20 protein-coding genes are annotated in these 20,981 nt (G+C 39.2%); 9 read left to right on the plus strand and 11 right to left on the minus strand.

Going from position 1 to position 20,981, the window contains the following annotated elements; translation table 11 throughout:
- Window positions 1-129 precede the first annotated feature (129 nt).
- The gene (locus M1F14_RS15600; RefSeq protein ID WP_071548029.1) at window positions 130-1,752 is read right to left on the minus strand and encodes an ABC transporter substrate-binding protein; all 1,623 of its coding nucleotides are present in this window, start codon (window positions 1,750-1,752) and stop codon (window positions 130-132) included.
- 661 nt (window positions 1,753-2,413) lie between these two features.
- Here M1F14_RS15600 and tpx point away from each other — a divergent pair.
- A complete protein-coding gene (tpx, locus tag M1F14_RS15605) occupies window positions 2,414-2,917 on the plus strand; it encodes a thiol peroxidase (protein ID WP_042843995.1) in 504 nt (167 codons plus the stop codon).
- Window positions 2,918-2,996: 79 nt separating this feature from the next.
- On the opposite strand, the gene M1F14_RS15610 is transcribed toward tpx, so the two are convergent.
- The 8 genes from M1F14_RS15610 to pspA form a co-directional block, all read right to left on the minus strand.
- On the minus strand, window positions 2,997-3,371 hold the full coding sequence (locus M1F14_RS15610) for a hypothetical protein (RefSeq protein WP_042843996.1): 375 nt from the start codon (window positions 3,369-3,371) through the stop codon (window positions 2,997-2,999).
- A gap of 219 nt (window positions 3,372-3,590) precedes the next feature.
- Complete coding sequence (locus M1F14_RS15615; RefSeq protein ID WP_071548028.1) at window positions 3,591-4,019, minus strand: hypothetical protein; 429 nt, start codon at window positions 4,017-4,019, stop codon at window positions 3,591-3,593.
- 5 nt (window positions 4,020-4,024) lie between these two features.
- Window positions 4,025-5,584, minus strand: a complete 1,560-nt coding sequence (gene tyrR, locus M1F14_RS15620; protein WP_048607033.1) for a transcriptional regulator TyrR — start codon at window positions 5,582-5,584, stop codon at window positions 4,025-4,027.
- Between the two features lie 240 nt (window positions 5,585-5,824).
- On the minus strand, window positions 5,825-6,880 hold the full coding sequence (locus M1F14_RS15625; protein ID WP_042843999.1) for a YcjF family protein: 1,056 nt from the start codon (window positions 6,878-6,880) through the stop codon (window positions 5,825-5,827).
- On the minus strand, window positions 6,877-8,274 hold the full coding sequence (locus M1F14_RS15630) for a YcjX family protein (RefSeq protein ID WP_129465841.1): 1,398 nt from the start codon (window positions 8,272-8,274) through the stop codon (window positions 6,877-6,879). Before M1F14_RS15630 ends, M1F14_RS15625 begins: the two co-directional genes overlap by 4 nt.
- 367 nt (window positions 8,275-8,641) lie before the next feature.
- Window positions 8,642-8,998, minus strand: coding sequence for an envelope stress response membrane protein PspC (pspC, locus tag M1F14_RS15635; RefSeq protein ID WP_042844002.1), 357 nt, complete (start codon window positions 8,996-8,998; stop codon window positions 8,642-8,644).
- Window positions 8,998-9,228 (minus strand): envelope stress response membrane protein PspB, encoded by a 231-nt coding sequence (gene pspB / locus M1F14_RS15640; RefSeq protein WP_042844003.1) that lies wholly within the window; start codon window positions 9,226-9,228, stop codon window positions 8,998-9,000. The genes pspC and pspB overlap by 1 nt, the downstream gene beginning before the upstream one ends.
- 80 nt (window positions 9,229-9,308) lie before the next feature.
- Window positions 9,309-9,974 (minus strand): phage shock protein PspA, encoded by a 666-nt coding sequence (pspA, locus tag M1F14_RS15645; protein ID WP_042844004.1) that lies wholly within the window; start codon window positions 9,972-9,974, stop codon window positions 9,309-9,311.
- 267 nt (window positions 9,975-10,241) lie between these two features.
- Between pspA and pspF the strand changes: the two genes are divergently transcribed.
- From pspF to sapF, 7 genes are all read left to right on the plus strand, one after another.
- A complete protein-coding gene (gene pspF, locus M1F14_RS15650) occupies window positions 10,242-11,252 on the plus strand; it encodes a phage shock protein operon transcriptional activator (protein WP_048607030.1) in 1,011 nt (336 codons plus the stop codon).
- Window positions 11,253-11,819: 567 nt separating this feature from the next.
- Window positions 11,820-12,425, plus strand: coding sequence for a hypothetical protein (locus M1F14_RS15655; RefSeq protein ID WP_048607028.1), 606 nt, complete (start codon window positions 11,820-11,822; stop codon window positions 12,423-12,425).
- A gap of 376 nt (window positions 12,426-12,801) precedes the next feature.
- The gene (gene sapA / locus M1F14_RS15660) at window positions 12,802-14,487 is read left to right on the plus strand and encodes an ABC transporter substrate-binding protein SapA (RefSeq protein ID WP_048607026.1); all 1,686 of its coding nucleotides are present in this window, start codon (window positions 12,802-12,804) and stop codon (window positions 14,485-14,487) included.
- On the plus strand, window positions 14,484-15,449 hold the full coding sequence (sapB, locus tag M1F14_RS15665) for a putrescine export ABC transporter permease SapB (RefSeq protein ID WP_042844008.1): 966 nt from the start codon (window positions 14,484-14,486) through the stop codon (window positions 15,447-15,449). Before sapA ends, sapB begins: the two co-directional genes overlap by 4 nt.
- On the plus strand, window positions 15,436-16,326 hold the full coding sequence (sapC, locus tag M1F14_RS15670; protein ID WP_042844010.1) for a putrescine export ABC transporter permease SapC: 891 nt from the start codon (window positions 15,436-15,438) through the stop codon (window positions 16,324-16,326). The genes sapB and sapC overlap by 14 nt, the downstream gene beginning before the upstream one ends.
- Entirely contained in the window at window positions 16,326-17,321 is a 996-nt protein-coding gene (gene sapD, locus M1F14_RS15675; RefSeq protein WP_042844011.1) for a putrescine export ABC transporter ATP-binding protein SapD, read from the plus strand. The genes sapC and sapD overlap by 1 nt, the downstream gene beginning before the upstream one ends.
- Window positions 17,321-18,127 (plus strand): putrescine export ABC transporter ATP-binding protein SapF, encoded by an 807-nt coding sequence (gene sapF, locus M1F14_RS15680; protein WP_042844012.1) that lies wholly within the window; start codon window positions 17,321-17,323, stop codon window positions 18,125-18,127. The genes sapD and sapF overlap by 1 nt, the downstream gene beginning before the upstream one ends.
- Window positions 18,128-18,148: 21 nt before the next feature.
- Here sapF and M1F14_RS15685 read toward each other — a convergent pair whose 3' ends face one another.
- Window positions 18,149-19,015, minus strand: a complete 867-nt coding sequence (locus M1F14_RS15685; RefSeq protein WP_048607024.1) for a DUF817 domain-containing protein — start codon at window positions 19,013-19,015, stop codon at window positions 18,149-18,151.
- Window positions 19,016-19,307: 292 nt separating this feature from the next.
- Here M1F14_RS15685 and gstA point away from each other — a divergent pair, with 292 nt between their 5' ends.
- Window positions 19,308-19,913: a glutathione transferase GstA gene (gstA, locus tag M1F14_RS15690; RefSeq protein WP_042844014.1), complete on the plus strand. Its 606-nt coding sequence runs from the start codon at window positions 19,308-19,310 to the stop codon at window positions 19,911-19,913.
- Between the two features lie 55 nt (window positions 19,914-19,968).
- Here gstA and pdxY read toward each other — a convergent pair whose 3' ends face one another.
- Window positions 19,969-20,832 carry a pyridoxal kinase PdxY gene (pdxY, locus tag M1F14_RS15695; protein WP_129465839.1) on the minus strand — a complete coding sequence of 288 codons (864 nt, stop codon included), beginning with the start codon at window positions 20,830-20,832 and terminating at the stop codon, window positions 19,969-19,971.
- Between the last annotated feature and the right edge of the window lie 149 nt (window positions 20,833-20,981).

Here is a 20,981-nt window from a genome sequence, read left to right on the forward strand (position 1 = left end):
ATAAAAAGGTAGTGTTTATTCCTTTTTGGTCCTCCTTCCCTTTCTCCAGAGGAAGGAGTTTTTTTAGATACTAATTTAAAAAATTAGCCTATACCTAGTACAGGCTAAGTAAATATTTAATATGTTACGTTAGTGTTTTATGATATAAAAACTATGGCTATAGGCCACATCCTCTGGGTTTTCAATCGGATACCCCTTTAACCAAGGCTTAATTAAACGTGCATTAGTATATTGATAGATAGGAGCAATAGGTGCCTCTTTAGCAATAATTTTTTCCGCGTTATTATAATATTGGTTACGTAATCGCTCATTGGTCTCAATACTGGCGGACCCCATAACGTCATCATATTGCTGGCTATTAAATTTTGGAATATTGCCACTATGTTGTGATGTTAATAAAGACAAAAATGTCGACGGCTCATTAAAATCCCCAATCCATGATGCCCTGATAACATCAAAGTTCCCAGTATTACGGCTATCAATATATGTTTTCCACTCCTGATTAACTAACTTAACTTCAGCACCTAATTTTTTCTTCCACATAGAAGCAATAGCAATGGCTATTTTTTGATGGTTTTCCGAACTATTATACAATAATGTTAATTTCAACGGGTGATTTGTACCAAACCCAGCTTCTTGCAACAAAACTTTCGCTTGCTGGTCTAATTCTTTTTGCGAGTAGCTGTTATATAAGCCTTTCTCTGGTTTAAACCCGTCGGTAACATCTGGAGTAAAATAATAAGCTGGCTTTTCTCCTGTCCCTAATACCTTGCTCGCAATTAATTGGCGGTCAATCGCCATAGACAACGCTTTTCTGACCCTAACATCACTCGTTGGCGCACGTTGTGTATTAAAAGCATAATAATAAGTCCCTAATTGATCTGGTGTAAAAACCTCATTAGGAATATCCCTTAACAATTTTTGATAGCGTTGCTTGGGGAATGATTCTGTAATGTCTAAATCCCCAGCTAGATAACGGTTTGTTGCATGAGATTCTTGATTAATAGGTACAAAAGTCACCTTAGTAACCACCGTATTTTTATGATCCCAATAATTTGTATTTGGCGTTAAAACAATTTTTTCATTTACAACACGGTCAGATAATACAAATGCACCATTACCAACGAGATTTCCTACTTTTATCCAATTAGCACCAAATTTCTCAACGGTTTCGCGATGTACTGGAAATAAACTAAAATTGGCAGTAAGAGATGGAAAGTACGGGACTGGTTTATTTAACACAATTTTTAACGTGTGTTGATCAACTGCCTCCACACCAAGTTGCTCGACAGGCAATTTCCCATCAATAATATCTTGTGCATTGTTGATACCAGCTAATGCAGCAAACCAAGCAAAAGGGGACGTCGTATTAGGCGAAACAAGCCGTTGCCAGCTATAAACAAAATCTTGTGCTGTCACCGGTTCACCATTAGACCAGCGTGCATCAGGACGAAGATTAAATATCCAAACTCGGTTATCCGATGTACTCCATTTAAGCGCAGTTCCAGGAATAGGTTTGCCATGCTTATCTTGGTTAACTAGACCTTCAAAAAGATCTCGCATGACTTGTGCTTCTGTTAACCCTACGGATTTCACTGGGTCCAAAGAAGCTGGTTCATCTTTAAGGTGGCGAGTCACTTCCTGATTTTCAGCTAAAACAGTCCCCGCAGGAATAACTGCACTAATAGCAGGTGTAGTAAAAAAAACTGAAGCAAATAAAATAGTTAAAGGTGTGAATGGACGTTTATGCATTTTATTTTCTATCTGGTTAATATGTAAATTTAACTAAAAATCAGATTTAGCTAAGTGATTTGAATAGAGACAGAGTATGAACAATATTAATCTGTTGAGCCCCCTCTTTATTCACAATTTTTCCTTTATGCAGCATATGCTTTGAGCTTTAAAAAATCCATATCCTAGGTTTTCTTTAGCGTATTGTAAGCTTAAATAGATCTGAGCCTTGGAGCGCGTCGCTATCCCAAAATTTTATGAGTCGCTGCGTCCAATAAAATAACATTAAAGATCATGATATTTTATCCTATAAATTATAGGTTGCTAAAGAAATGGATACAGGCTAACGAGCTTTTGTTACACTCAACAGAGTACTTTGAAAAAGGTATGATAAAAAATGTGGGCATTAACAAGGCTTAACAGTTATATAATCATCCGACGTGATACCTTAATAAGAAACTTAATTTATCGTTATGTCGCCGTGTTAATGAGTCACTTGCCCCACACACAACTTAAGGTATACAGTAAGTCAATGTAGGCAGCAGTATAAATTTTGGTCATTAATAGAGTATAAAACTCAACACTGTGTCACTTTATCTATGAAAGCCTTTAATCGCGAAGACTTTTCTTTAAAAAACAGATTAAGTAACCAGTGACTCAATTTATAAACGGGAGAATATTCATGTCGCAAACAGTTAAACTAAAAGGCAATGATGTTGCAGTTAATGGCGTATTTTTACAAGCAGGAACAAAAGCAAAGCCTTTTACCCTTGTTACGAAAGATCTCAGTGAAGCAACTTTAGAAACGTATGCAGGCAAACGTAAAATCTTAAATATTTTTCCAAGTGTTGATACCGGTGTTTGTGCGGCATCAGTTCGCAAGTTCAATCAACTGGCTAGTGCTTTAGATAACACAGTGGTTCTATGCATTTCAGCCGATTTACCATTTGCACAAGCTCGTTTTTGTGGTGCAGAAGGTATAGACAATGTTGTTATGCTATCCGCTTTTCGTAGTGATTCTTTCGCTGATGATTATGGTGTTGCTCTCGCAAGTGGCCCTTTAAAAGGCCTCACCGCTCGCTCTGTTGTCGTTTTAGATGAAAATGACAATGTTATTTATAGTCAACTAGTACCAGAAATCACTGAAGAACCTGACTATGACGATGCTTTAAACAGTTTAAAATAAGTGATTTAATATTATTTAGGTCACCACCAAGCGGGAAGGTTTATTTCCCGCTTTCACCTTGCTGCAATAAAATATCAAGTCAATCAACATGTGCCCAATAGAGTGGGTGATGGTTCTTCGCATTAACGACATTCGCAAACAATTTATTACCGCTCATGAGTGAAATCAATGTGTGCGATAACGTGCTTAATACTTTTAATGCTTGCTCCTGTGTCACAGGGCAACACGATGTCAAAATATCGATAATTAAATCGCGGGGTTTATAACCATTTTTTACTAAGGCTTCCCATGTAAAACGGTTTTTTTTGGTTAAATATTTCACAGCCGCTTTATTCATTAAATACAATTCAGCAGCCGATGCCGCAGACTCAAACATGTCATTTTTATAATGAGACTGACTCATGTATTCACGCAACTTAAGGTTTACAACAAAATTAATGGTGAATTGATCCATGGCGACTCCTTGTAGGCTTTAACCTATTGAATGAGATTAGGTACCCATAAACAGCTGCTATATTTATTATATAGCAGGAAAAATCACCAATTAGCAATAGTATTAGTCGGGTTTTGCCCGTTTGAAATCTAAATATGAGTGGTTAAACAGAAAAATAAGCATTCAGCAAGACAAGCGCGTTTTATCGCCTCCCCGCCGAATGGTTAATAAAGAAATGAATTAATCAAGGTGTTTAGTAATTTCTAGCGATGTCCCATCACTATTTTGCCTAAATTGTAAGTGAGTTTCCCCACCTTCGAATTCCTGTTCAATTTTTAAGTTCTGACCACCATTCCAACGGTAGCGAATAGCAACACACCCTTCAGATGGACATGGCATATCCATATCTGTTTTTATCATTAGCTTTTTAGTTAAGAATTGTTGCCCATCAACCAACCCTGCTCGGTAGTGTTGATAGGCTTCTAGGATTGAATCACCCGTAAAATAGCATTTAGTCAACGCACCATTTTCATAGATTTCATCCATAGTTTGCACAGTATCTTGGCAATATTGGTTTAGCTCATTATTTGGTATCGATGTTTCCGCCATCATTGGTGTACTCACTCCAACCAATATTGCAGCTAATATGAATGTTAATCTTTTACTCATTGTATTTAATCTTGCTCTTTTTTGGTATTGAGGCCATATTCTCTCAGCTTATTGGCAATTGCTGTATGAGAAATATCCAAACGTTTTGCTAATTTGCGCGTACTTGGATAATCACGGTATAAACGTGACAACACCGAAGCTTCATAACGCTTCGTTATTTCATCTAGAGAACCATTAAGTGAATCCAACGCCAGAGCAGGTGTGTTCGCAACAGTTGGCAGTTGGACGTTATCTGCATCTAAAGTATGGCCATCTAATTGCGTTAAACTTTGATAAAGTGCATTTCTTAACTGCCTTACATTGCCCGGCCAGTCATAACTTCCCAAATACTCAATTAATGAAGGCGTTAATTTAGGTTCAGCCATATGTAATTCTTTCGAGAAACTCGCAACAAATGCTTTAGTCAACGGTAAAATATCTTCTTTGCGTTCACGTAATGGCGGTATAGCTAGTGTTAACACATTTAAACGGTAGTAAAGGTCTTCCCTAAATTTCTTCTCTGCGACTAGCTGAGGTAAATTTTTCTGCGTAGCACAAATCACGCGAACATTCACTTTCACTTCCCGCTCTTCGCCAACACGCCTGAATGTCCCATCATTTAGAAAACGTAATAATTTAATTTGCATTTGAGGCGACATTTCCGCAATTTCATCAAGTAAAACAGTGCCACCATTTGCTTGTTCAAAAAAACCTTTTTTACCTTCAACTGCATTTGGATACGCCCCTGCGGCATAACCAAATAATTCACTTTCCACCACATCATCAGGCATCGAAGCACAATTTAACCCTAAGAAAGGTTCTTTCCCCCTCGCGCTATGTAAATGGCAAGCTTTCGCTAAAATATCTTTCCCTGTTCCTGTTTCACCCACAAGTAACAAGGGTTCATCAAGCATCGCTATACGTTTTGCCCGTTCAACCACATTTACCATCACAGGGCTAACAGCAATAATTTGTTCAAAGCCGCTTTTATCAATTTCAACCACTTGTTTACGCTGTTGGTCTAAAATTTCAGCCGATTTCAGCAATAACACTGCACCTGTACAATGGGATTTACCATTTTCATCAGCCAAGATAATTGGCGTGACTTGCATTAAATAGTCTCGGCCTTTAATAACGACTTTTTCTGTATAAGGCTCTGGTGATTCACGTTCAAACCAACGCAATAAACCTTGGCTACCAACGAGTTGAGAAAATGTTTTCTCACGAATTTTGGTTTCATCGTAGCCAAATAACTGTAATGTCATTGGGTTAACCAATTCGATATTTAATTTATTATCAATAGACAAAACGGGCTCTGGAAATGAATTTAATAACGCCCAAACAGCTTTATGCTCTCGTTCTGAAGGCATAAAGTAAATTCGACGTACATCAATGACACCATTAATACGGCGAATCTCTGCCATCAATGTACTAAATACCTGAAAATCTACAGGTGTGAAGTTAAGGTAAATTTTACGTTGTGGTGAAATCTCAATCCCTTTCAAGTCAATATTTTGCAGGACTAAAAGATCAAGTAATTCACGTGTTAAACCGATTCGGTCTTGGCAGGTCACTTCGAGGCGCATGGATAGAAACCTTTATCAGAAAAGTCGATTGAATAAAGGTATTTTAGCGTTAAATACTAGGGGAATACAGTGTTTGTGTCACATATTGTTGACAGTCTGTAATGTTAACGTGAATACTCAGACAATATCACTATTTTAGGCTTTTTTTTGTGTGTTGGAATAGCAATAAAACTATTAATTGACAAATAATGCTGCAGGGTGAGTCAAAACTGTCAACTCCCCCTGCCAATTATTCTCTATTTATGATTTATTTTTCTTACTGGGAATAACATTCTTTAATTGACCAATAAGTTGATGACGAAAATCAGCTAACCTTGGTTTGTCTTCAATCCAAGGCAATGGCCGGCATAGCTCCATCGCTTTGATACCAAGGCGAGCGGTTAGCAAGCCTGCACCGATACCTTGTGCGGCACGTGTCGATAAACGCGCGGTGATATCCTGTGACAGCCAATCCATACCGACCTCACGGATCAATTCAGATGCTCCAGCGAATGCAATATTGATTAACACCATACGAAACAACCTAATACGGCTATAATAGCCCAATTCTATGCCATAAATTGCAGCGATTCGGTTGATTAAACGAATGTTACGCCATGCAATGAAAGCCATATCGACAATCGCTAATGGGCTAACCGCGATCATGATTGCCGACTCTGCCGAGCAACGACTAATTTCTTTGCGTGCTTGTTCATCCAAAATAGGTTGAACCATTCTGCTGTATAATTCTACGATTTCTCGGTCATTATGAGAATCATGGATAGTTGCCTGCCAACGTTGCAGTGCGGGGTGTTGTGCCGATAATGCCGATTGTTTGGCTAGTTTTTCACAAAAAGGCTTCCCTTGCCCCATGCCATGGCTGTGTAAAAGTTCTCGCGCAAAATCCCGTTCTTGCGCCCGCTCTCTTAAACGGTACAAGCGCCGCCATTCTCCCGCAATTGACCCTACACCGGCAATAATAATCAAGCCCCCTGCTGCCGCAGTACCTAGGGCCGTCCAATCCTGAGTAACCCATGACTGGTGTATCCAAATACCTAATTGAGCGACCACACTGACAGCAAAAACCCCCACTGCGGTTCCGACTAACTTACGCCAAAAACTTCTTTTAGGTTTTAATGCTTCGTTAATTAGGCTTTCTACCTCACCTTCTTGGTTATCTTGTTCTAATTCCAAAGAGATAGGCGTAAATTTTTCAAGCTCTTGCTCATCAAAAAAATGTGCCTTTTTCAGCTTTTCTTCATTTTCTTTTTCAAGGCTATCAGCAAAATCAAGACGTTGTTTTAGAGGTTCATTCATTTTAGTTTATCTCCCAACAGAAATTCTAGCGCGCTATCCATACGGATATGGGGCAATGGTTGGTCAATAGGTGTAAATCGTGGCCTAAAGTTTTCAAACTGGAAACCTTGCCGTTGCCAGAATTGCTCATTTGGCAGCCGTTTTGGCACTTCCCCTGGATAAAAAGTCAACGGCAAACCATCACTTAAGCGCTCGCCTTTTAAAGCGGGTAGTTTCTCGCCTTTATAATCCACAAGACCGCTTTCTGTGGCCTGTATCGACGCTAACCCAACACAATCCATGCTTATCCCTTCAAATGCGGCGTGTTGCCAAGCTTCTTGAACCAATTGTTGTAAAAGCGCCACTAAATTTGCATGTTGATCAGGGGTAACATGATCGGACTTACTGGCAGCAAACAGTAATTTATCAATACAAGGAGAAAATAAGCGTCTTAATAATGTCCGTTTCCCATATTGAAAGCTGCGCATCAATTGGGTCAGCGCCATTCTCATATCATTAAATGCATCAGCCCCACTGTTTAACGGTTGCAAGCAATCAACTAAAACAATTTGCCGATCAAAGCGTTGAAAATGCTCCCGATAAAACCCTTTTACTACGTGCTCACAATAATATTGATAACGCTGTTGTAACGCGCCAATATTCGTATTCTTACCTGCTTGGGCGAGCTTTTTCTCCCCATATTTTGCAACATTTGGCCAAGGGAAAAATTGCAACGCTGGAGCCCCAGCCAATTCCGCAGGTAATACAAAACGACCAGGCTGAATAAAATGTTGCCCTTGGGCCTTACATTCTAATAAATATTGTGTATACGCTTCTGAAATTTCGGCCAATAAATTCTCATCGACAGGCGCTAATGGGTCACATTTCTCACACAAAGTCAGCCATGATTGCGCTAAATGAGCTCGTTCCCCTTTGACTAAAGTATGCATTTGCTCTGACCAAGCCAAATAATACAAATCCAGCATAGGAAGATCCAATAGCCATTCACCTGGGTAATCAACTATTTCCAAATATAGCGAAGAATTATCAACAAAATGGCGAAGGAAAGAATCTTCTGAACGATAATGTAATTTTAAGCGGATTTCACTCACGCCTCGAGTCGGCGTTGGCCATTGTGGAGGTTGACCATAGAGTGAAGCGATCCCTTCATCGTACGCAAAACGTGGTACCGATAAATCACGGTGAGGAACGCGTTTAACACCCAATAATCGTTTGTCCCTTGCAGCGGAAAATAATGGTAACCGGGCACCAGTATTAACATTCAATAATTGATTAACTAACGAGGTGATAAATGCCGTCTTACCACTACGGCTAAGCCCGGTTACTGCTAGCCTGACATGACGGTCAACACTCCGGTTCATCAAATCAGTTAATTCATTTTGCAGCCGTTTCATGCTCCTCCGAAGACTTATCCTTTAAATATAAATCAATTTCACCAACAACACTGGTGGTTAGATAGATAATACCCTTATTAATTTAGCATAAAACAACAAATTGAATTAGGTTAACCGCTTAATTAACGCATTTATTAGCCACTTACTGCTCAACAGCTTAATTATTTTCCCGATGACACCCGCAGGGCCATAAGTCATCAATAACAATAAAATAAATTTAACTCCTCTCTTCAATATTAGTTGTTTAGCGAATTTTTTTAATCGAGGATTGGTTTGATTTGACATACTGCGCTCACTGACACGTTGAAAACAAAAGGGATTCGGCATCAATACCTAACCCCTTATCGTGTGATGACAATGCGAAATGTTATAGATCACGAAATTTACTATTAACAGTATAAGTATCTGAAGTTACATATCTTTCAATCTGGCGTAGCTTCATTTCACCTGATTTTAACTGTGTATCTATTTGGTTTATTAGGCTACTCACTTCAGGCCCAATATCTTGCTCTGAGCGATAACCACTTGGCGCGGTTTCAACAACAAAGCACATAACAATATACAAAATTAATGTAATTCCGAAACTGACAAATAAAGCCAGTACAGCCAATGCCCTAACCAAAGCAACCGGAAGTTCCAAGTATTCTGCAATACCCGAACATACACCACCGAACACACGTCTATCCGTTAAACGGTACAGCTTACGGCCGCGAAATTGAGTCATTATTTTTGCCTCCAATTTGGGTGCTCTGCATCCAAAATGTCTTCAAGCGTTTTAATACGTTGCTGCATGTGTGATGCCTGTTCAGCCAATTGCATTAAACGCTGTATTTCATTTTCGGTTAGCTGACTCCCTTGCCCATTATTCTTTTTGCTGTAGTGTAACCACAGCCAAATAGGCAAAATAAAAATGAGAAAAATTATTAATCCGAGAGACAGAAAAACGTAGCCCATCACATTTCCTTATACATATGGTTTGCTTGTCTACAGCACTGATACGATGTTACCAACGCATCAGTGCATCAAAAATACTGTTATTGCTCTTTGTTTATTTTAGCTTTAAGTGCAGCTAATTGCGCACTAATTTCATCGTCTGCTTTCAATTCAGCAAACTGTTGGTCCAGTGATTTTTGTTTGCCAATACCATAACTTTGGGCTTCGCCTTCCATATGGTCGATACGACGTTCAAACTGTTCGAAACGCGCCATAGCTTCATCAAGCTTGCCACTATCCAACTGACGGCGAACATTACGGCTTGATTGCGCAGCTTCCATACGAACTACCATGGACTGCTGCTTAGCACGCGTTTCCTGCAGTTTATTTTCCAATTCAGTAATTTCGCCTTTCAAACGGGCTAATGTTTCACCAACAATAATTAGCTCATGTTTTAATGTATCTACCATGTCACTAACTTTTTGTTTTTCAATCAATGCAGCACGCGCTAAATCTTCTTTATCTTTAACGAGTGCTAATTCTGCTTTTTCTTGCCAATCAGCAACTTGCTTTTCACCCATTTCAATACGGCGTTCTAGCCCTTTTTTTTCTGCTAGAGTACGTGCAGATGTTGAGCGAATTTCAACCAACATATCTTCCATTTCCTGAATCATCAGGCGGATCATTTTTTGCGGATCTTCAGCTTTGTCTAACAAAGAAGCGATGTTTGCATTAATGATATCGGCAAAACGTGAAAAAATACCCATTATTTATTTCCTCTTGATGGATTTTATCATTCTGTAGCGCCTCGACCTGATTTGGCTTCCAACCAATACCTGACGCTCCGTAAGTCATACAATTAATTCGTTATACCAAACTATTTGCGAAGAAAATATTGCAACTAGCGTGCCAACTTTAAAATTTATTTATATCCAAATGATTTTTAAGTAAATAATTATATGCTTTCCCTTTTATTTCATTTTAGCCTATAGTAAAAAACAGGCATTTTAAACCAACTATTGGTAAAAATAACCATGAAAGAGACTAATGACCCGATCCTTGGTATTTCAAGTAATTTTTTAGACGTACTAGAACAAACCTCCGAGCTCGCTCAACTGAGTAAACCTATACTGGTTATTGGTGAACGAGGTACAGGTAAAGAGCTTATCGCCGATAGGCTTCATTACTTATCCCCTCGATGGCAAGAAGCTTTTATCTCTCTCAATTGCAGTGGACTCAATGAGAATTTACTGGATTCTGAATTATTCGGACATGAGGCAGGGTCTTTTACAGGCGCACAAAAACGCCATCAAGGCCGCTTTGAACGCGCTGATAAAGGGTCACTTTTTCTGGACGAATTAGCCACAGCCCCAATGTCAGTACAAGAAAAATTATTACGAGTAATTGAATATGGTGAATTAGAACGAGTGGGAGGAAGCCAATCATTACATGTTGATGTTCGTTTAATTTGTGCTACTAATGCGAATTTGCCAGAACTGGCGAAACAAGGTCGATTTCGAGCAGACCTCTTAGACAGACTTGCTTTTGATGTAATCCGCATACCACCTTTGCGTGAACGCCAACCAGATATTTTACTACTAGCAGAGCATTTCGCCATTTTAATGTGTGGAGAACTAAAACGTTCACATTTTACTGGTTTTACTCATGATGCCCAACAAACACTACAACAATACCCTTGGCCTGGTAATGTACGTGAATTGAAAAATGTCATAGAGCGCTCCGTATACCGTCATGGTGACCGTGCAGAGCCTGTCAACAATATTATTTTTAACCCCTTTGGAGAGCGACTCACAGAATTACATGAGTCATTACCTGCTCAACAATCTGTGTCTCCTTCTTCCTCAACATTGCCCTCGTTACCTTGTGACTTGCGCCAATGGCAACAAACATCTGAGAAAAGGTTGTTAGAGCAAGCACTTGAAATAAGCCATTTTAACCAACGTAAAGCTGCAAAATTACTTTCATTAAGTTATGACCAACTACGTGGTTTGATTAAAAAACATCAGATTAAATTAGAGCCCTAATAATAAATAGTGTTCAAGTGACATTATGGTTATTTGAACACGGCTTTAAATTTAGACATTATTATCTTCCTTATTAACTGTATTTTTATTGCCAAATATTTCAAAAAATTGGCCTCAACCTTTATTACCTAATACGCGATAACACCTAATAATATTTAAATTTTAAATACATATATATTATTTTTTCTAAATAAAAGCAAAAAACCAAACCCCGAGTTTAAATTCACGCATATCAATTAGATAAGGTTCAATTTTTATCAACTTGCCTTAAATTAATTAATCTGCAATTATTTTCAATGAGATAAAAAATTAAGGTTATCTTAACTAAGTATTTTATACAATTTTATTGGGTAAATCTTCTCGCACAATAAGTTAATTATTAACATAATGATTATGCCAATGTTATACCCTGCATTCTTATCATTATAATTTTTTACTATTCTCAGAACACTCTTTAATAAATTAAATTATTTCTTTATTTTACAAATTGTCATATTTATCTACTGTGCGAAATGTATTTATGTGATATCTCTAGACCATAACTTTATTTACTAAAAGGAGACTATTATGAAAAATATAAACATTTTAGCTGTAACATTTTTTATTCTAGCTTTATCTCCTATCACCAATGCTGAGTCATTAATGAGAACTTTTTCTTATTGTGACTCATCCTTTTTTGAGAAAATTAAAGAAAGCCCTGTCTTACAAGATGTCTCTGACATTTTAAATAAATCACAGCTTAGTGATGGTAAGCAAATTTCTGTCAATATCAATTTTTCCCCGACAAATAAAGTCACTTTTAACCGTTTTATTGCTAGTCATAGTGATTTTGACAAATATGATGACTTTTCTTATATGGGAATGCGTGGACAGTATTATTTTTGGGGGTTCGAAACAACACAAAGCCTTGAAGAAGTGATCCGCCATACTACATCAAGGATTAGCATTATCAAGATTGGTAATAGTTATATATATTCCCCCATGATTAGGCATAATTTACAAGATCACTGGGTATTTAACGAAAATGCAGCTCAACGTTACAACCTTGACAAGAATGCCGCTGAAAAAATGCTGATTATTGAAAAGGATGAGCAAAGAGGTGTCGTTCGCTTTTTGTGTACCCTTCAAGGCAAAGTGACAAAAGATGATTTAAAATATGTTGGTTTAGAATAAATTCGCTTTTTATTACTGCCGTCTGTGCCAATTGACTGCTTATGTTTGGATAAAAAAAAGCCAGCACCCATGCTGGCTATCAAATAAAACACTGGAAGCAATGTGAGCAATGTCATGCCTTGTCTACATAAGCGTTTGCTTAATCGACAAAACGAATGATAATCGTTATCAATGCCGTTTGTAAAGCTTTTTAATGAGATTTTTTCTCATTAAGACATAGTTCAATGATAAACCTAATAATTTAAAGTTAGATTATTAGGTTTACTCCATTAATTACGCCTATTCATTCCTATTTTTTTGATTAAAATTTTGCTTATACCCAGAGCCCCTATTTTTACGCTACAATAGGCTCATTCAGGTTAACGATATCAGTGTTATGCGCCAACTAACTTTTTGGTTTTTACTTATCATTTCTTTATCTGCCCGTGCACTTGCTAACCAAGGGCATTACCCAGACATCGTGGCAAACGAGGTCCCAGCTGATATACGCCAAAAAGGTTTTATTTATTGTGTAAATGGCATCGTCACAACATTTAACCCTCAGTTGGTCAGCAGTGGGCTCATTGTCGACCCTCTTGGCGCACAAATTTATGACCGCCTATTAGATGTCGACCCTTTTACCTATCGTTTAATTCCCGAACTTGCATCACGTTGGGAGGTTCTTGATAACGGCGCAACTTACCGTTTACACCTACGTAAAGACGTAAAATTCCAAAATACGCCTTGGTTTTCACCGACCCGCAACATGAATGCAAATGACGTTGTGTTTAGCTTCGCCCGTATGTTTGAGGTAAATCATCCTTACCATTATATTAATGGTGGCCGTTACCCTTATTTTGATAGTTTGCAATTTGCGAGTAGCGTACAAAGTATACAAAAAATTAATAACTATACGGTTGAGTTCCGTTTGAACTCACCGGATGCCTCCTTCTTATGGCACTTAGCGACTCACTATGCCCCTATCCTGTCGGCTGAATATGCAGACTACCTTTCGAGTATTAACCGCCAAGAGTTGATTGACTGGCGTCCTGTTGGCACAGGGCCATTTAATTTAGATGACTACCAAGCTGGGCAATTTGTTCGTTTACTTAGAAATGACCAATATTGGAAAGGTCAACCTCGTATGGAAGAAGTCGTCGTCGATATGGGTGCCGGTGGAACTGGGCGTATTTCAAAATTACTCACAGGGGAATGCGACGTTTTAGCTTACCCCGCGGCAAGCCAACTAAAAGTGTTACGTGATGACCCACGCTTACGGATTTCCATGCGCTCGGGTATGAATATCGCTTATTTATCATTTAATACCAGTAAACCGCCATTAGATAAGCTAAAAGTACGCCAAGCTATTGCTTATGCGATCAATAATGAAAGGCTAATGCAGTCTATTTATTATGGTACCGCTGAAACAGCGGCATCAATCCTACCTAGGGCTTCGTGGGCATATGATAACCAAGCCAAAATAACAGATTACAATCCAGAACTCTCAAAGCAAATGCTACAAGAAATGGGGTTAGAAAACCTCAAGTTAGACTTATGGGTGCCAATTGCTTCACAATCATACAACCCCAGCCCATTGAAAATGGCTGAGCTTATCCAAGCTGATTTAGCACAAGTCGGAGTTATTATGAATATCCGTTCTGTTGAAGGCCGCTTTCAAGAAAACCAATTAATGGATAGGTCTCATGATATGACACTCGCAGGATGGACAACAGACAGTAATGACCCTGACAGTTTCTTTCGTCCTTTGCTTAGCTGTGCAGCAATAGGTTCACAGACCAACTTGAGCCACTGGTGCAACCCTTCATTTGATGAGATTTTGCATAAAGCATTGCTGACACAACAACTCGCTGCTCGTATCGATTATTACCATCAAGCGCAGCAAATTTTAGGGGAAGAACTTCCCGTTTTACCCCTAGCCTATTCTTTACGTTTACAAGCATATCGTTATGATATTAAGGGCTTAATGATCAGTGCCTTTGGTAACACATCCTTTGCTGGGGTGTATCGTGAAATGGAGCAAAAAATTAAAGTTGCACCTAAAAAGCCGAGTTCGCAACCATGATAATTTATTCTCTGCGTCGTTTTTTATTGCTACTAGTTACCGTATTCTTTTTATCATTAGTGAGCTTTAGCTTAAGTTATTTTACACCTAACGCGCCGTTAAGTGGTGCGTCACTCATTGATGCTTATATTTTCTATTTCGATGGTTTACTTCATTTTGATTTTGGTGTTTCTAGTATCAATGGTGAGCCCATAACCGAACAGCTAAAAGATACCTTCCCTGCAACAATGGAGCTGTGTATTTTAGCCTTTATCTTTGCATTAACCACAGGGATCCCGCTTGGAATTATAGCGGCTTTTTGGCGTAACAAACCTGCCGATATTGTTATCAGTATTTTTGCTTTATTGGGCTTTTCTGTGCCTGTCTTTGTACTAGCGCTTGTTTTAACTTTATTCTTCTCATTACATCTTGGGTGGCTCCCCGTCTCTGGTCGTATTGACCTTTTATATAATCTTAAACCGGTGACAGGGTTTGCTTTAATTGATGCATGGCTTTCAGATTCGCCCTATCGTAAGGATATGATAATTAACGTACTTGAGCATATGATGCTGCCAGTGCTAACCCTAGCACTCGCTCCCACGACAGAAGTTATACGTTTGGTGAGGAACAGTACCGAAGAAATTGCTAGTGAAAACTATATAAAAGCCGCAGCTATCCGCGGTCTCTCAAGAATTAAAATTATTCAGCGCCATATTTTTCACAATGCTATTCCACCTATCATCCCTAAACTTGGGTTACAGTTCTCAACAATGCTAACTCTCACAATGGTAACCGAGCTAGTCTTTAACTGGCCGGGGCTTGGCCGTTGGTTAGTCACTGCGATCCGTCAAGAAGACTATTCGGCGATTTCAGCCGGGGTAATGCTAATCGGTGCATTAGTCATTACAGTAAATGTACTTTCTGATATTTTAGGCGCTATGATGGACCCATTAAAGCATAAGGATTGGTATGTCCTCAGATAATTTTTATCGTGAACAAAAAATGCCATCCCCAACACGTGTGGTATGGAATTTATTTTCATCAGATGTTATTTCAATGGTGGGGTTTATTGGCGTCCTAATTTTGTTGGCTCTATGCTTTACAGGTTCTTATCTTGCTCCTTACGCATTAGATCAACAGTTTTTAGGTTATCAATTAACACCACCCTCTTGGTCGCACTACGGTGAGGTCGCATTCTTCTTCGGGACTGACGATCTTGGTCGCGATATTCTTAGCCGGCTATTAATCGGTACTAAATCAACTTTTGGCTCTGCTATTTTAGTGACCTTCATTGCGACAATTATCGGGTTGGTTTTAGGTTGTTTAGCCGGAATGACTCGTGGGTTAAAATCCGCAGTGTTTAACCATATACTTGATACCCTATTGTCTATTCCCTCATTATTATTAGCCATTATTGTTGTGGCATTTATGGGGGCTAGTTTGCAAAATGCTATGCTAGCTATTTGTCTTGCATTGATTCCTCGAATGGTAAGAACTATTTATGTTGCAGTGCATGATGAATTAGATAAAGAATATATTGTCGCCGCACGCCTTGATGGGGCGTCAAATATTTTTATTTTATGGTATACCGTACTTCCTAACATCACACCAATTTTGGTTACTGAGCTGACTCGCGCGCTATCAATTGCCATATTAGACATTGCCGCTTTAGGCTTTCTTGATTTAGGTGCACAACTCCCTTCCTCTGAATGGGGGGCAATGCTTGGTGATACTTTAGAACTTATCTATGTCGCACCTTGGACCGTGATCCTTCCTGGTATTGCTATCATGATAAGCGTGCTCTTTGTTAACCTTTTAGGCGATGGGTTACACCGAGCGATTAATGCGGGAGTTGAATAATGCCACTATTAGACATCCGCAATTTAACCATCGAATTTATGACGGCGAATGGCCCTGTTAAAGCGGTTGACCGTGTATCCATGACTCTATCTGAAGGTGAAATACGCGGTTTAGTCGGCGAATCAGGTTCAGGTAAGAGCCTAATCGCCAAAGCAATTTGTGGGGTAACTAAAGATAATATTAGGGTAACAGCCGACCGCTTTCGTTTTCAAGATATCGACTTATTAAAACTCAGTCCTCGTAAACGCCGCCGGTTAATTGGCCATAATATTTCAATGATATTTCAAGAGCCCCAGTCTTGTCTCGACCCTGCGGCAGATATTGGTAAACAGCTAATTCAATCTATTCCCAGTTGGACCTATAAGGGCCGTTGGTGGCAACGCTTTAATTGGCGAAAACGCCGAGCGATAGAGTTATTACACCGGGTTGGTATTAAAGACCATAAAGATATTATGCGTAGCTATCCCTATGAACTCACTGACGGTGAATGCCAAAAAGTGATGATAGCTATCGCCATTGCTAACCAACCCCGTTTATTGATTGCGGATGAGCCGACCAACGCAATGGAGTCCACCACGCAAGCTCAAATATTTCGTTTACTTGATAAGTTAAATCAAAACAATAACATGGGTATTCTACTGATTAGCCATGATTTGGAAATGATGTCAAAATTAGTTGACCGTATTAATGTACTTTATTGTGGTCAAACCGTTGAAAGTGCGACTCCTGAAGATATGTTACAGCGCCCACGGCACCCATATACACAAGCCCTAATTCGTTCAATTCCTGATTTTGAAAGCCCAATTCCTCACAAAGGGCGGTTGAATACCTTACCCGGTGCAATTCCTTCACTGGAACATTTGCCTATTGGTTGCCGCCTTGGTCCACGTTGCCCTTATGCGCAGCGTACTTGTATCATTGCGCCTCAATTACGCAGTATTAAAGGCCATCTCGTTGCTTGTCACTATCCGTTAAACACCGAGGAACAGCCATAATGGAAACCTTACTTGAAGTACGTAACCTCACTAAGACTTTCCGTTTCCGTGAAGGGCTATTTCATCGCCATGAGTTACAAGCCGTAAAACCTGTCAGTTTTAACTTACAAGCGGGCCAAACCTTAGCCATTATTGGCGCCAACGGTTCAGGGAAGTCGACACTTGCACGTATGTTATCAGGTGTTGTCGAGCCCACTAGTGGCGATATTTTTATCCGTGGGCAGCACCTCAAATTTGGTGATTACAGTTACCGTTGTCAACGGGTTCGCATGATATTCCAAGACCCCAGCACCTCATTAAACCCAAGGCAGCGTATTGGCCAGACCCTTGAGCTTCCTTTAAAGCTAAATACTGATTTAACAGGAATTGAGCGTGAAAGGCGTATAATTCAAACACTTCGCCAAGTAGGTTTACTTGCTGACCATGCAGAATATTACCCTCATATGTTAGCATCAGGGCAGAAACAACGCATCGCATTGGCTAGAGCACTTATCCTACAGCCGGAAATTATTGTTGCGGATGAAGCATTGGCTTCTTTAGATATGTCGATGCGTTCGCAAATCATTAATCTAATGTTGGATTTACAAGCAAAGCAAGATATTGCTTTTATTTATGTCACCCAACATTTAGGCATGATGAAACATATTAGCGATAAAATGCTAGTGATGGATAAAGGAGAAGTTGTCGAGCGAGGCAATACTGCTGAAGTTTTAGCCGCCCCTCTGCATGATGTCACTCGCCGCCTAATTGAAAGCCATTTTGGTGAGCCTTTATCTATCGATGCATGGCGGCAAGATTTATCATAATTAATGCCGCTATTTATGCTATTAGCGTGAGATTGTCACATTTGCCTTAATATGTTTGAGATGTACAACAATTGTGAAGGTGACAATCACTAACAGTGACCATGCTCCCCATTTGCCCGCATGCACCATTGACCAAGCACCAATTTGGTTTGGGTATTGCCAAACACCAAAAAATGTCCCAAAGTTTTCAGCTAACCAAATAAAAAAACCAATCAACATAAAAGCTAGTAATAAAGGCATTCTGCGTTCTTTATCTAATGGGGTATAAAAAACGACACTACGTGCATACAAGCCAAAAATAAAAGCTGTCAAATACCAACGGTAATCATCAATATAATGGTGGCTAAAAAAATTCACATAAATGGCAAGAGCAACAAGTGTCGCCATCCAATAAGGTGGGTAATGTTCAATTCTAACGTTAAAAAACCGCCAAGACTGAATGATATAGCTCCCTACCGCCGCATACATAAAACCAGTAAACAAAGGAACGCCCCAAAGCTTGGAATAAGCCTCATCGGGGTATTGCCATGAACCAATAGTTGCAGAGGTTTTAAATAACTCCATCATAAAACCGACTAAATGAAAAACACAGATTGCTTTTAATTCATCCCATGTTTCTAGTTTTGACCATACCAATAAAGCTTGAAATGTGACGGCAAAAATTAATAGGGCATCATAGCGAGGAAGCCCCATTACCCCTTTCGCTGGCACTAAAAATAAGGCCAAAAAGAAAAAACCAGCAAATAAACAAGAACGTGCATTGATGATACCAAAGAACCAGAACTCTAAAATAAAACGCTTAATCCCTTGGCTATTATTTGGCGTGTGCGCCATCAAAATTTTATCTAGCTTCCCTAAGATATTTAATTTTTGACACCCGTTGGTCATTTATTTACTCGCTAATTTCAATTGTGCGACTGTATTTTTATATACAAAGTAAGCTGTAGATTTTAGCAAAGCATAGCGAATACACCTAAGGCAACTATCTTAATTTTATGGCTTTTTTTCTTTTACCTTAACATTCTCATTTTTACTCTTGGGCCCTATTTTTGTTTAAATTTTAATTTTTGTATGTATCTCGCACCTGATGGCAATTCGTTAACAGAAAGTAATGATATACTTAAGTGATATGTGTTTATTTGCTATATGAATGCCCACTTAATAACTTAGGAGTTTTATCATGAAATTGTATTACGCTCCCGGTGCTTGCTCGCTGTCCCCTCATATTATTCTGCGTGAGACTGGATTAGACTTCAGTATTGAACGAGTTAATATCAAAGAGAAAAAAACAGAGAAAGGCGAGGATTATTTAGCAATAAACCCTAAAGGACAAGTTCCAACTTTAGTGCTAGATAATGGTGAGCAGTTAACAGAAGGTGCTGTTATTGTTCAATATATTGCTGATCAAAAACCTGATCGTAACCTAATCGCACTACCAGGGTCGATGAAACGTTATCACCAACTCGAAGCCCTTAATTTTATTTCGACAGAATTACATAAAAATTTCTCGCCGTTATTTACCCCCGGTACACCAGAAGAATATAAAGACACCGCTCGTGGCATATTATTTAATAAGTTTAAATATGTCGACAACGTACTATCAAAACAGGCTTTCTTTGCTGGTGATAGCTTTAGTGTTGCCGATGCTTATTTATTTACCGTTAGTGGTTGGGCAAAACATGTCGGGCTGGATTTAGCTAGCCTAACCCACCTACAAGATTACATGGCTAAAATTGCCAAACGCCCTAATGTCCAAGATGCATTAAAAGCTGAAGGACTGATTTAATCCGTAAGATAGCGCTCAACCAACGGGCGCTATCTATTTTATTAACTCATTAAATTTAATCTAACTGCGTCGCACAGAATTTATGTTCAGGATTGACCATTTTGTCTTGGGCTGCAACCAGTTGTAATTCGTATTCACCCATTTCTTTGGTTTTAATCATCACTTCGTATACTGCGGCTGCAACATGCTCAAGCCCTTTATCAAGAGGCTCCCCTTTCAATAAATTGACTAACATTAAACCACTCGTTAAGTCACCGACGCCTACTGGTTGTTTTTCACCAAAATCTACAAGTGGACGACTCACATGCCAGCTATGCTCTGCCGTCACTAAGATCATTTCAAAACGATCAGCCCGATAGCCTGCTCGGCTTAAATGCTTCACCAGCACAATTTTCGGCCCTTTGTGACATAATTCACGAGCGGCTTGTGCTGCTTCATCTACTGTTTTAATACTTCTACCAACTAAAGTTTCTAACTCAAGTAGATTTGGGGCGATGACATCGCTTACTGCTAATGCACGGTGACAAAGAAACTCCGCAACACCTGGTGCAACGATACAGCCTTTTTCAGGATGCCCCATGACAGGGTCACAAAAATAAAGTGCTTGTGGATTTGCCGCTTTAACTTTTTGTACAATCGCAAGGATATCATCCCCTTGCTCTGCGGAACCGATATAACCACTTAAAACCGCATCACAAACTTCTAATTTATGGATTTTTGCTAAGCCTTCAACGATATCGGTTAAGTGCTGAGCTGAAAAAACATTCCCTGTCCACTGTGGATATTGCGTGTGATTCGAAAATTGTACGGTATTAAGTGGCCACACATCTACGCCCATTCGGCACATAGGAAATGCAGCGGCACTGTTTCCTGCATGGCCGAAAACAACATGGGATTGAATTGATAATACGCTTTTCATTAAGAACCCAAAGAATTGTTATGTCGAATGAAGAGAAATCAGTGATTCGCCATTGCTAATATGAATATACTCCAAATAATTCGAGTTGCATGGAGGCGACAAGAGAAGAAAGCCCTATGAGTATACTTGACTCTATACTCGGCTAACTG

It is taken from the genome of Providencia sp. PROV003, assembly GCF_045040775.1.
GTDB classification, from domain to species: domain Bacteria; phylum Pseudomonadota; class Gammaproteobacteria; order Enterobacterales; family Enterobacteriaceae; genus Providencia; species Providencia huashanensis.

Excerpts from the sequence above, each read along its gene's own strand:
- M1F14_RS15600 (WP_071548029.1), bottom strand. The coding sequence starts at position 1,752 with ATGCATAAACGTCCATTCACACCTTTAACTATTTTATTTGCTTCAGTT.
- tpx (WP_042843995.1), top strand. The coding sequence starts at position 2,414 with ATGTCGCAAACAGTTAAACTAAAAGGCAATGATGTTGCAGTTAATGGC.
- M1F14_RS15610 (WP_042843996.1), bottom strand. The coding sequence starts at position 3,371 with ATGGATCAATTCACCATTAATTTTGTTGTAAACCTTAAGTTGCGTGAA.
- M1F14_RS15615 (WP_071548028.1), bottom strand. The coding sequence starts at position 4,019 with ATGAGTAAAAGATTAACATTCATATTAGCTGCAATATTGGTTGGAGTG.
- tyrR (WP_048607033.1), bottom strand. The coding sequence starts at position 5,584 with ATGCGCCTCGAAGTGACCTGCCAAGACCGAATCGGTTTAACACGTGAA.
- M1F14_RS15625 (WP_042843999.1), bottom strand. The coding sequence starts at position 6,880 with ATGAATGAACCTCTAAAACAACGTCTTGATTTTGCTGATAGCCTTGAA.
- M1F14_RS15630 (WP_129465841.1), bottom strand. The coding sequence starts at position 8,274 with ATGAAACGGCTGCAAAATGAATTAACTGATTTGATGAACCGGAGTGTT.
- pspC (WP_042844002.1), bottom strand. The coding sequence starts at position 8,998 with ATGACTCAATTTCGCGGCCGTAAGCTGTACCGTTTAACGGATAGACGT.
- pspB (WP_042844003.1), bottom strand. The coding sequence starts at position 9,228 with ATGGGCTACGTTTTTCTGTCTCTCGGATTAATAATTTTTCTCATTTTT.
- pspA (WP_042844004.1), bottom strand. The coding sequence starts at position 9,974 with ATGGGTATTTTTTCACGTTTTGCCGATATCATTAATGCAAACATCGCT.
- pspF (WP_048607030.1), top strand. The coding sequence starts at position 10,242 with ATGAAAGAGACTAATGACCCGATCCTTGGTATTTCAAGTAATTTTTTA.
- M1F14_RS15655 (WP_048607028.1), top strand. The coding sequence starts at position 11,820 with ATGAAAAATATAAACATTTTAGCTGTAACATTTTTTATTCTAGCTTTA.
- sapA (WP_048607026.1), top strand. The coding sequence starts at position 12,802 with ATGCGCCAACTAACTTTTTGGTTTTTACTTATCATTTCTTTATCTGCC.
- sapB (WP_042844008.1), top strand. The coding sequence starts at position 14,484 with ATGATAATTTATTCTCTGCGTCGTTTTTTATTGCTACTAGTTACCGTA.
- sapC (WP_042844010.1), top strand. The coding sequence starts at position 15,436 with ATGTCCTCAGATAATTTTTATCGTGAACAAAAAATGCCATCCCCAACA.
- sapD (WP_042844011.1), top strand. The coding sequence starts at position 16,326 with ATGCCACTATTAGACATCCGCAATTTAACCATCGAATTTATGACGGCG.
- sapF (WP_042844012.1), top strand. The coding sequence starts at position 17,321 with ATGGAAACCTTACTTGAAGTACGTAACCTCACTAAGACTTTCCGTTTC.
- M1F14_RS15685 (WP_048607024.1), bottom strand. The coding sequence starts at position 19,015 with ATGACCAACGGGTGTCAAAAATTAAATATCTTAGGGAAGCTAGATAAA.
- gstA (WP_042844014.1), top strand. The coding sequence starts at position 19,308 with ATGAAATTGTATTACGCTCCCGGTGCTTGCTCGCTGTCCCCTCATATT.
- pdxY (WP_129465839.1), bottom strand. The coding sequence starts at position 20,832 with ATGAAAAGCGTATTATCAATTCAATCCCATGTTGTTTTCGGCCATGCA.